Origin of the sequence: Clostridium sp. UBA4548 (assembly GCF_002387895.1) — a bacterium.
In the GTDB taxonomy this organism is placed as follows: Bacteria; Bacillota; Clostridia; order Clostridiales; family Clostridiaceae; genus Clostridium_J.
This window is the reverse complement of sequence record NZ_DGLI01000040.1, coordinates 20,440-31,735: the sequence shown is the minus strand read 5'-3', so window position 1 is coordinate 31,735 and position 11,296 is coordinate 20,440. Positions and strand designations below refer to the sequence as shown.

The window sequence follows — 11,296 nt, the reverse complement described above, 5'->3', positions numbered from 1 at the left end:
CGATTCCTGCTCGAGCCACCATTGTGGCGCCATAGCCAAGTGGTAAGGCAGAGGCCTGCAAAGCCTTTATCCCCAGTTCAAATCTGGGTGGCGCCTCCACAAATACCCACATCTTAGGATGTGGGTATTTATTTTTTTTGTATAAAAATATAAACCTTTTACTTTACAATATATTATAAATTCGTATTTCTAAACCTATATAAAATTTTAAGAATAGTGTAACAAAAAATGAGAATTTTTATATAATAATTAATGTAATATTTCCAATAAGTTATTACTAATATTTAATTAATAAAAATTATAAGCAAAAAATAAGGTTTAAGAAAAAACAAACCTATTTGTATTTTAAAAATATTCTCACTTAAGAGTAAAGCTAATCTATATCAAGAGATATTACGATTACTGATACTATTCTAGTGTATTGTTCATTTATAGAGCTGTATAGAGTATAGTGGTGTTTAAAGGGGGTTAGTTGGGGTAGAAACTTGTGTGAAACCCTAGTATAATACAATAGTCATGATTAATTTAGTGATAGTTGTTTAGGAGGCTTAGCTATGGGTGCTATGTATAAGGAAATAATTTTTAGGAAAAGACTTCCGGTAATTATAGTGTTTTTCTTTGCAATGATAGTTTTAATATCGATTCTTAAAATAATAGAAGTTATGGATATAGTGCCTTTACATCTATCAAGAGAAGTAGATATAATTTGCTTATTTAGTTTATTGCTATTTGGAGGCTATGAAATTCAAAAGTGTAGAGTTCAATACAAGTATTCCATAATAGGAGATGAACTTATCATACACAAGCTTAAGGGTGAGGAACAAATACTAGTAGAAGACATTAAGATAGAGGATATCCAATATATAGGTTGTATAAGTAGGTCTTACAATAAAAAGAAAAATGTTAAGACTAAAAAGTATATATGTTCAATTTTAAATATAAATAAGTATTGTTGTATATATAGTGAAGGTAATAAGAATTACAAGATGTACTTTGAACCTAGTAGGGATCTTATTAATAAAGTTAAGAGCATAAAAGATAAACAGCACAGGTTCTGTCATAAGGCAGATAACTTTAATTTAGGGACTGGAAGCACTAATGTATGTAAGTTATAATAACTTATATTTTAATGCTACAGTATTACCATAAAAGAAAAAGATAGTCACNNGTGACTATCTTTTTCTTTTATAAAGCTTTGGAAGGTGTTTATGATACTGGAGCTAATCATAATAGCTTTATAACAGTTATTTATCTATAAACTTCTGAATTAATCAAATTAAGTTAATCTTAGGTTTTCTATATAAATAAATAATTATTCACTATTGATTATGAGTTTAAATATTTATTTAGTTCTGCTGTTATTTCCTCTACTAAGTCCTTTCTTTCTATGAAGTCAACGCCTGTGATAGCAAAGGCTTCTATAGCCTTATAAATTTGATTCTCTGCAAAACTTGATATAGTACAATTTTTAAATTCTTCAGAAGGGCAGGAAATACTAGAGTTCTCTACGATGGATATAGAAGGATAGATAGTGGGAGTGGTATGACTTACAGTACCAATTCCAAGGGGATAAATAACATTTTTAGCACTACCTATATCTATAATTCCTCGTTCTTTTAAGTTATTAGAAAATATTCTTGAAAGAGTCTTGTTTGTTATTAGCTCACTACATGGAAGTTCATATAGGCTTACATCATATTTAGTAGCTATCAACGGCTCAATGGCCTTAATATAATCTCTTATATTATTTTCAATAGATTCGCTTTGAGCAATTTTTCTTGATTTAACCTCAAACTTAGCACTAGCCCTTGAAGGGAGCTCATGAGTACTATTATCTGCTTCAATACAAAGATGGTCTATATAGCAGTCATCAAAGCTTTCTTTTACAATATCATTGATAAAATTCATAGTATAAAGACAAGCATCTAAAGCAGTTTTCTTAAACATATTAGAGTTATTGTTACCATTAAGCTCATAGGTGATTTTTAAAGGTATTGTTGCCATTGAAGTTCCACTTTCAGCATTGCTATTGTCTACGTGAGGAGCAAATATCACATCAATTTCATCAAATACCTTATCATGAGTCATTATAATCTCTGAACCGTTGGAATACTTACCAGGACAGCCAATAACAACTACACTTCCACCAAGTTTGTCTAGCACAGAAGATAACCCAATAGCTGCTCCTATAGAAATAGTAGCATTGGAATTGTTTCCGAAAGTATGACCAGTCTCATCACCACTACTGTACTTACATATATAACATATACAAGGATGTTCATTGCCTATTTTTGCATAAAAAGCAGTGGGAATGTTTTGGAAATTTTCAGTTACTGAGAAGTTATACTTTCGTAATAAGTTTGTAATATATTTAGAAGACTTATTTTCATTAAAGCAAGTTTCTGGGTTATTATATAAAAACTTGTTCAAATCTAACATTTCATCTTTTATATTAAACAAATAATTAATAACATTATTTTTCACTGAACTTTCTCCTCTCTATTTTAATGATAGTTATAGGTTCAATAGTTATGACATTATATTTTAATATAATTAGTATAACCAACATAAGATTTTGTATTTTATATAAAGCATTATTATTAAATTTATTTATATAAAATCATTGCTTGTTTGGCAATTCTAAGAAAAAGGACTAACTAGAAATAGATTTTAATCTATTTACTTAGTGTACCTTGTATCTTAAAAAAGTATAATGCAAAAATAACACTTTGACATATATAGCAATAATACATATTCAACAGCTTTCAATGTTACTTTAGGTAGAAAAATTAGGAAATGTAATAGGAAATATTTTTTTTGGACAAAATAAAAATTTCATAGTAACTGAATAAAATATAGAGTAGGGGGCGATAATTAAGACAAGTAAAATGAACAATATTTGAGGGGGATATTATGAAAATGGATTGTATTATATGTAGAAAGCCTCTAGAAGATGGTATAATTATTTATGGAAGAGGAATTTGTAAATGCTGTGAAGAAAGATTATTAAAAATGGATGTAAACACAGATTTCTATGAATTCTATAAAAACTGTATAAGAAAGAACATAGTTCAGCTTATACAAAGAGGAGTGAATGAGGAGTGCCAAAATTACCACTTATAGAGGAGCTGCTTAAATATATAAAGGAAGATAATTCTTATTTTGCAATGCCAGGCCATAAAATGGGAAAGGCATTTACCACAGTTCCAGAGGGTAAAGTAATTTTAGATAATTTATTAAAATTTGATGTAACAGAAGTTGAAGGATTAGATAATCTGCATAACCCACGAGGTGTTTTAAAAGAGGCACAAGAGCTTCTAAGTAATTACTATAAAAGTAAAAAGTCTTATTTTTTGATTAATGGAAGTACATCGGGAAACTTAGCTATGATTTTTTCTACCTTTGAGGAAGGCGATAAAATTATAGTAGAGAGAAATTGCCATAGGTCAATATACAATGGCATAATAATGAGAAAACTAACACCAATTTATATAAAAAGTAAAGTTAGTAGTATTTATGATGCTCCTTTCTCCATAGATAAGGAGCATTTATTTAATTTGATAAAAAGTAATAGGGATGCCAAGGGAATAGTTCTTACATATCCTAACTATTATGGCATATGTACAGATTTAAAAGCAGTTATAAATCAAGCAAAGAAGTATGGAATGAAAGTTCTTATAGATTCTGCCCATGGAGCTCACTTTGGAGCAATAAGGGAAATACCAGAAAACCCTATTGAATTAGGGGCTGATATGGTGGTACAAAGTGCACATAAAACATTGCCAAGCCTAACCCAAACGTCTTATTTACATGTAAGTAATAACGTAGACCTAGAAAGAGTAGATTTTTATGTGAGTAGTTTTTTAAGTACAAGCCCCTCTTATATGTTTATGGCATCTATGGATTTTGCTAGATTCTTTATGGAAAGCTATGGAGAGAAAGTTTATAGGAGCTTATTACAAATATGTGACAGGTATAGAGAGAAAATAGATGCTTTAGAGGGATTTCATATAATCAATGAAGCAGATGTTGAATATGAACATCAGTATGGATGTATTACTCCTTTAATAGATAAAACTAGATATATTATCAATGTTCCAAGAGGATATAGTGGACATAAGTTATTAGACTATTTAAGAGAAAATAGAGTTCAATGCGAAATGAGCGATAGTAGAAATGTAGTATTAATATTTTCTCCAGGTAATGATGAAGAAGATTTTATAAGATTATATTCAGCATTAAAAAGCTGTGATTTACAGACATTAAGAGAATCTTATATAATACCTATAGAGGCACAATTACCTAGCATGGTAATGCTACCCCATGAAGCCTTTTCTAAAGGGAAGTTTTCAATACCATTAGAAAAAGCTGAAGGTACTATTTGTGGAAAGGCTATTGTTCCTTATCCACCAGGAGTACCTTTAGTGATGCCGGGAGAAATTATAACCAGAGAAATAATTGAGGTAATGAAATACTATATGGACAATGAAGTAACCTTATTAGGTGTTGAAAATAATAATGTAGTAATAATTAAAGAATAAATTAGTTCATTCATATTTTTGTTAGAACTTTATAATCATATTTACGGAGGATAAGTAGATGAAGCAGGGATTATTAATAGCATTAGAGGGACCAGACGGCTGTGGAAAGTCAACTCAAATTCAGTTATTAGAGAATTACTTTAAAGAAAGGGGATTTAATGTAATAAGGACTAGAGAACCAGGTGGGACTGCTATTAGTGAAAAGATTAGAAATATAATTTTAGACAATAATAATAGCGAGATGAGTGATATGTGTGAGGCATTACTTTATGCAGCTTCTAGAGCACAACTTGCGGATGAAGTTATAAAGCCAGCTCTTAATGAGGGCAAGATGGTTATTTGTGATAGATTTGTATACTCCTCTATGGTTTATCAGGGAATTGGTAGAGAACTTGGAATGGAAACCATAAAGTCTATAAATGATGCAGCATTAAGAGGACTTGAAGCTGATTTAGTATTTATGATCACCATACCTTACGAACAGGGACTAGAGAGAAAAAGAAAACAAAGAGAACTTGATAGGTTAGAAAATGTAGGAGATAATTTTCATAAAAAAGTTTTTGAAGGATATTCGAAAATATGTGAAATCTATGATAAAATAATAGTAATAGATGGAAATAAAGCTGTAGAAGAAATACACAATGAAATTACTACACATATAGAACAAAGGATAGGAATATAAATAATAAAACTAATATAGGAGGGATTATTATGAAACTAGTTATTGCTATAGTTCAAGACGATGATGCGGGAGACTTAATTGACATTATAACTGAAAATGGATTTAGAGTGACAAAACTTGCAACTACAGGAGGCTTTTTAAAGGCAGGTAATACTACTTTAATGATTGGAGTAGAAAAAGAAAAAGTTGATGTAGTACTAAAGCATATAGAAGATGTATGCAAAGTAAGAAAGCAAGTAATATCTTCTCCATCTCCAGTAGCAGGTTCAACAGGAGTATATGTTCCATATCCTGTAGAGGTTAATATTGGAGGGGCAACTATATTCGTAGTTGATGTAGATAAGTTTCTAAGGGTATAATTAGAGCATCTGAAAATAAATAACAAGTGAAAGATGAGAAGGATATTTTCAGTTAGACAAGGGGAAACAGGGGCCTTAGATAGTAGAACTATCTAAGGGTTCTGTTGACGCAGTATAACACAAAGTAGACGATTATACTGATTTGTTTTTTTGGAGATGTCTAACTAGCTAAATAATGTACAATAACCTCATGGCTTATTGTACATTATTTAATATTTAGGAGGTAAATGTGAGCATTATAGGACATAGTGAAATATTAAATAGTTTTGTAAGAGCAATTAATAATAATAGAATATCTCATGCTCATATTCTTGTCGGTGATGATGGTATAGGTAAAAGCCCATTAGCTACAGCAATTGCGATAAAATTGATTGGAAAAGATGAAAATAGGGAATACATAGATATAGTACATTGGACGGTAGAAAAAAATAAGAGCTCTATAGGTGTTGGCGCAATAAGAGATCTTACTGAGGAAACAAATAAAAAGCCTTACGAGGGAGACAGGAAAGTAATTATAATTCATCAAGGGGATAAGATGACAACTCAAGCTCAAAATGCTTTGTTAAAAACTATAGAGGAACCCCCTAAAAATGTATTTATCTTTATACTTTGTGAAAACTTACAGAGTATATTAGATACAATTAAATCAAGATGTCAGATTCATAGATTAAATCCCCTAAGGGAAAGTGAAATAAGAGACTTTTTAAAAACCAAGTATTCGAGCTTAGATGAAGAACAAATTAAAATTCTTCAAGCTTTTAGTGATGGCATACCAGGAAAGGCAGAAATGCTTATCCATAATGAAGATTTTAATAACATAAGGCAAGGGATAATAGAGATATTTAAAAATATAAGTAATATATCCACAGAAGAATTATTAAAGTATGAAGATTACTTTAGTAAGTTTAATGACTCTTGGCAGGATGTAATTAATATAATTATTACAATTCTTAGAGATGCTATTATTTATAAAGAAATTGGGGATGAAAACTTAATTATTAACATAGATAAGTTACAAAATATTAAAGAGATAGCTAGCATGTTTTCATTAAGTAAATTAAATGATATTATTAGTATTGTAGACGATACAAGAAAAACACTAGAGAAGAATGTTAATTTATCATTGACCTTTACAGTAATGTTACTTAAAATACAGGAGGCTTAAAATGGTAACAGTTATAGGAGTAAGATTTAAAAAGGCAGGAAAGATATATTATTTTAATCCTAATGGATTAGAAATAAAAAAAGGCGACTTTGTTGTAGTTGAAACAGCAAGAGGAATAGAATTTGGAGAATGTGTTATCGGCATAAAAGAAATAAGCGAAGCTGATATAGTAGCTCCATTGAAAAATGTAGTAAGAAAAGCTGAGCCTGAAGACATAGAAAAAAATGCTGATAATAAAAAGAAGGAAGAAGAAGCTTTTCAGCTTTGTTTAGAAAAGATATTGAAGCATCAGCTTAATATGAAGCTTATAGATGTAGAATACACCTTTGATAATAATAAAGTGATTTTTTATTTTACAGCAGATGGAAGAGTAGATTTCAGGGAATTAGTTAAAGATTTAGCTGCTGTATTTAGAACTAGAATAGAGTTAAGACAAATTGGTGTAAGAGATGAAGCTAAGATGACAGGAGGCCTTGGACCTTGTGGAAGAACCTTATGTTGTTCTACGTTTTTAGGGGAGTTTGCACCTGTGTCCATTAAAATGGCCAAGGAACAAAACCTTTCTCTTAATCCTACTAAGATATCAGGGATATGTGGAAGACTTATGTGCTGCCTAAACTATGAGCAGGAGACTTATGAAGAAATAAGAAAGAGGCTTCCGAAAGTAGGATCAATTGTAGAAACACCTTATGGAACAGGAGAAGTTATTGCAAATAGTGTAGTTAAGGAATCTGTAAAGGTGAAAATTAAGATAAAGGATGGAGAAGATGAAATCATAGCTATCAAAATAAATGACGTAAAGTTAATTTCAGGAAGCTTTGAAGACATTATCAGTGATGTAGATATTAGGGAGCTTGAAGGTCAAGTTGAAGACCCAGATATGATAAAAGAATTATTCAAAGAAAATTAGGAGGAAAAGGATGAAAGCCGTACTTAAGGTTTGTGACATGATAACTTGTAAAGATGTAAGCAAAATTAGAAATGCTATATCTAATAATGAAGGAGTTCTTGCTTGTCAGATACGACCTGAGAATAAAGAAGTGGAAATTGTTTATGATACTTATTTTATTAATATAGATGATATAGTAGCTTCTATTGAAGATAAAGGATATACAGTTATATAACCTTAAACACCTTTTATAGGCGCTCTTAAAGAAATGAAGGTATATTTTGTGCTCATTATAAATTTAGACCTTGGGTATCTATAGATAAACTATATTATGGATTAAAATAAAGTTAAGTATTTTAACACTTAAAACAAAATATTTTAAATTTACAAGGGATTTATTTATATATAATTACAATTTCAGATTATACTACCTAAAATATAACCCCCCTATACTTTAATTTTAAAGCATAGGGGGGTTATATTATTTAACAACATTTTGGAAGCTTAAAACCTCACATCTTCTTTAAGTTGCATTTGCTTAGCATAGATAAGTTGCTATAATAGCAATTCAAATCTGTTTCCAAAGTTGCCCTACAAAATAAATTTGTTAATTATTTAATAGTTCTTTTATTAAGTTCATAGTTATAAATTACATCGCCAAGGTCAGTTAAGAAAGGCATTCCAATCTTTTCAGGGGTAAAGTGAGAATCTGCAAATATGCCATCTTCATTAGAATGAATCACTGCAGTTAGCAAAAACTCAACATTATTTTTAGTATCTACAATATAAGCATTATCAATTAAATAACCATAAGCAGTACCAATTTTATTATAGATCTCTATATTAGCTGGAATGGCTGTATCTTTTGAACCATACATGAAGTACTTATCATAATTATCAGGAAGAGAATAAGACGGATAAGTACATTCTTTAGGTAAGGTACTTAGGTATTTCTTTAAGTAATCTAAATCATCCTCCTTAAGATTAAATCTTTTACTTTCTGGAAGAGATGTTGGGAACATTACAGCCTTCATTAATTCTTGAAGGGTTTCAATGGAAGCGTAGTTAGATTCTGAAAAGTCATGAGGTCCATCAATAATAGCTCCATTCTCTTCATGTTTTGTTCCTTTTAAAGTATTTTCTTCTGGAATTAAACTTGTATACTTCTTAGAATTATAAGCTAAAGGTTGTTCATATATAACTTTGCCATTATCATCATAAAACACAAAAGGATTAGTATATCTATTTTCTTCAGTCATTGGAGCATCTGCAATACGTTGACGTATTAAGATATCCTTATAACCCTTTTTCCAAAGCGTTTCATTTAAGGTTTCTTGCCCAATAAATTCATAAAGTCTATTATAGGAGTCATTATCGCTAACTACAAGCAGTTTTTTTATATACTGGGCTATACTAGGGTTACCATTTTTAGCGGTAGGATCTGAATTTTGAAAGCTTTGACTTTGGCGACCGCTTTTAACTTCTAATGAAGTATATTTATTTAAACCTGATACGTTAAGGTTATTTAGCTTATCTAAAGCTACAAGAGCCGTAGCTAGTTTAATGCTACTGGCAGGGTAAAAATATTTGTTCTTATCTATATTAAAGCCATTCTGAGTAAACTTAACAGAACCATCCGTAGCTCTATCAATTTGGGTATATAAAATTTGCACATCATATTTATCTTTGTTTTTTAATATTTTCTCAAATTTCTCTGGATAAGCTTTTAAAATAGTTTCAACTAATTCATTGTTTGTTGAGGGGGGAGTGCTATTTTCAACGGATTCCTTACTCTCAACAGAAGGTTTAGGAACAGAAGACTTAGGACTAGAAGGTTTGAGTTTAGTCATTTTTACATATAAAAAACTTGTGCTTATAAAAGCTATAAGAAGAAATAGGGAAAGTAAAATCTTCAATTTAGCTTTTTTCTTTTTCTTAATATTCATTTAGAACTCCCTTCGAATTGTAACAAATTACAATAATTATAGAAAAATTTTAAATTTTATTCAATAGAGTTAATAATAAATTAATAACATTTAAATATTATTGACAAAAGTGGAAATAGGTACACAACAATTATGCGATTAAGATTTATTAATGATTTTTAAAAATAATGAAAGCCTTTTGTATTTTCTTTCATATAAGTTACTTTTAATTTGTTGAGTAATGTAGAAATACTGTTGCAACATATATATGAAGAAACCTTCTAAGAATTATAAGAAAAAATGTACTTTCTATTAAATTTTGATATCAGTGAATAAAATTTATTTAAATGACAAGAGTTATGGATGTAAAGAATATTCAGTAATTGAGGAGGGTATTAAAATGAAGAAAATTGCAGTTGAAAAAGGCTTAAATCCAGTAAAAAGCTATTTACATCAAGAGGGATATAATGTTAGGGAATTTGATTCTACAAAGAAAAATGCATCAAGTGTACTTAATAAGTTTGATGCAGTAATTGTAACAGGAGAAAATTCAAATTTTATGGGAATCCAAAATTCGGATTTTTCAGCTACTATTATAAATGCTGATGGGTTAACTCCAAGGGATATAAAAAGTCAGTTAGAAAGAAACAATTCAATGGAATAGAGAAGCTTAATTACTCTAGCCTATGATATATAAAAAAGGTAACTTCAATAGACTGTTATTTGCTAGGGAAGTTGCCTTTTAAAGATATGTAAAAGATATATATTAAAGTTTGAAAGTAAAGTAAGTACCATATAAGTCCTTTATAAAGCCTTTATGGAGCTAACATTAGATATGTATAAGTAAGAGCTGTATTTTAGTTTCCAATAAATAAAATAAATTATAAATAATTTACAATTTAGTGTATATTTTACTAAAAATTGTTAATTATTTAAGTATAACTTATAAAAATAAAGAGGTGTTAAGAATGAAATTTAAAAAACAAATAATAACAGCAATCACATGTGCCGTAGTACTTTTGGGTATTTTCTTAACAGTTAGCTATATTGGAAGAGATAACAATACTACTGCTAGCAAAGATGATGATAAGAAACAAGTTACTACAGAAGCTGAAAAGAAGGAAGATAAAGCTAAAGAAGGTGAAAAAACTACAGAAGATAAAAAACCTTCCAATGGAACACAAGACACAGATAATAATCAAAAAAATGTAGAAGATACAGAAGTAAGTAATGATGGACAACAAACTAAAAAAGATGAAGTAAAAACTGGTTCTTATATAGTGAAGAAAGATGATACTCTTTATAGTATAGCAAGAGCCTACATGCCAAATCATGATTTTAAAGAGGTTATAGCTACAATATTAAAAACAAATAAACTAGAAAATGATAATACTATAGTTGAAGGGCAAAAAATAATTATTCCTTATGAATTGGCTCTTGAAAGTAAGGCAACATCTTCTACTACAGTAGATAAGGCAAAAGAAGAAAACAAAGAAACAGCTCAAGCCGTTAAAACAGGTAAAAAGTATGAAATTAAATCTGGAGATAGCTTATTTAAAATTGCAAAAGAGCAACTTCCACAAATGGCTATGACAGAAGCAATTGAAAAAATAAAAGCTCATAATGGATTAACTAATGTTAATGCTATAAAAGCTGGAGATGTTATTTATATACCACAACAATAATTAAGGCATACAATTTATTAAAGTGTAAATATTATATTAAAAATATAACC

The 11,296-nt window shown here is 29.5% G+C and carries 12 protein-coding genes and 1 tRNA gene; 11 read left to right on the top strand and 2 right to left on the bottom strand.

Features of this window, described 5'->3' with window-relative positions:
- Positions 1 to 25: 25 nt before the first annotated feature.
- Positions 26 to 99: transfer RNA gene (locus tag B3040_RS14930), tRNA-Cys, on the top strand.
- 455 nt (positions 100 to 554) lie between these two features.
- Positions 555 to 1,115, top strand: a complete 561-nt coding sequence (locus B3040_RS14925) for a hypothetical protein (protein ID WP_291574808.1) — start codon at positions 555 to 557, stop codon at positions 1,113 to 1,115.
- A gap of 211 nt (positions 1,116 to 1,326) precedes the next feature.
- On the opposite strand, the gene B3040_RS14920 is transcribed toward B3040_RS14925, so the two are convergent.
- Positions 1,327 to 2,484: a M20 family peptidase gene (locus tag B3040_RS14920; RefSeq protein ID WP_291574806.1), complete on the bottom strand. Its 1,158-nt coding sequence runs from the start codon at positions 2,482 to 2,484 to the stop codon at positions 1,327 to 1,329.
- A gap of 429 nt (positions 2,485 to 2,913) precedes the next feature.
- Here B3040_RS14920 and B3040_RS14915 point away from each other — a divergent pair, with 429 nt between their 5' ends.
- From B3040_RS14915 to B3040_RS14885, 7 genes are all read left to right on the top strand, one after another.
- On the top strand, positions 2,914 to 3,123 hold the full coding sequence (locus B3040_RS14915; RefSeq protein ID WP_017413743.1) for a sigma factor G inhibitor Gin: 210 nt from the start codon (positions 2,914 to 2,916) through the stop codon (positions 3,121 to 3,123).
- Positions 3,102 to 4,541 (top strand): aminotransferase class I/II-fold pyridoxal phosphate-dependent enzyme, encoded by a 1,440-nt coding sequence (locus B3040_RS14910; RefSeq protein ID WP_291574804.1) that lies wholly within the window; start codon positions 3,102 to 3,104, stop codon positions 4,539 to 4,541. Before B3040_RS14915 ends, B3040_RS14910 begins: the two co-directional genes overlap by 22 nt.
- A gap of 58 nt (positions 4,542 to 4,599) precedes the next feature.
- Positions 4,600 to 5,223, top strand: coding sequence for a dTMP kinase (gene tmk / locus B3040_RS14905; RefSeq protein WP_291574802.1), 624 nt, complete (start codon positions 4,600 to 4,602; stop codon positions 5,221 to 5,223).
- A 29-nt stretch (positions 5,224 to 5,252) separates the two neighbouring features.
- Positions 5,253 to 5,582 carry a cyclic-di-AMP receptor gene (locus tag B3040_RS14900; protein WP_017413740.1) on the top strand — a complete coding sequence of 110 codons (330 nt, stop codon included), beginning with the start codon at positions 5,253 to 5,255 and terminating at the stop codon, positions 5,580 to 5,582.
- A 229-nt stretch (positions 5,583 to 5,811) separates the two neighbouring features.
- A complete protein-coding gene (locus B3040_RS14895) occupies positions 5,812 to 6,747 on the top strand; it encodes a DNA polymerase III subunit delta' (protein WP_291574797.1) in 936 nt (311 codons plus the stop codon).
- 1 nt (position 6,748) lies between these two features.
- On the top strand, positions 6,749 to 7,657 hold the full coding sequence (locus tag B3040_RS14890) for a PSP1 domain-containing protein (protein WP_291574794.1): 909 nt from the start codon (positions 6,749 to 6,751) through the stop codon (positions 7,655 to 7,657).
- Positions 7,658 to 7,667: 10 nt separating this feature from the next.
- A complete protein-coding gene (locus B3040_RS14885; RefSeq protein WP_017413737.1) occupies positions 7,668 to 7,871 on the top strand; it encodes a heavy-metal-associated domain-containing protein in 204 nt (67 codons plus the stop codon).
- Between the two features lie 376 nt (positions 7,872 to 8,247).
- Here the strand turns inward: B3040_RS14885 and B3040_RS14880 are convergent, their stop codons facing one another.
- Entirely contained in the window at positions 8,248 to 9,582 is a 1,335-nt protein-coding gene (locus B3040_RS14880) for a serine hydrolase (protein ID WP_291574792.1), read from the bottom strand.
- Between the two features lie 379 nt (positions 9,583 to 9,961).
- Between B3040_RS14880 and B3040_RS14875 the strand changes: the two genes are divergently transcribed.
- A complete protein-coding gene (locus B3040_RS14875; RefSeq protein ID WP_291574790.1) occupies positions 9,962 to 10,225 on the top strand; it encodes a YkuS family protein in 264 nt (87 codons plus the stop codon).
- Positions 10,226 to 10,529: 304 nt separating this feature from the next.
- Positions 10,530 to 11,246 (top strand): muramidase family protein, encoded by a 717-nt coding sequence (locus B3040_RS14870; RefSeq protein WP_291574788.1) that lies wholly within the window; start codon positions 10,530 to 10,532, stop codon positions 11,244 to 11,246.
- Positions 11,247 to 11,296 lie beyond the last annotated feature (50 nt).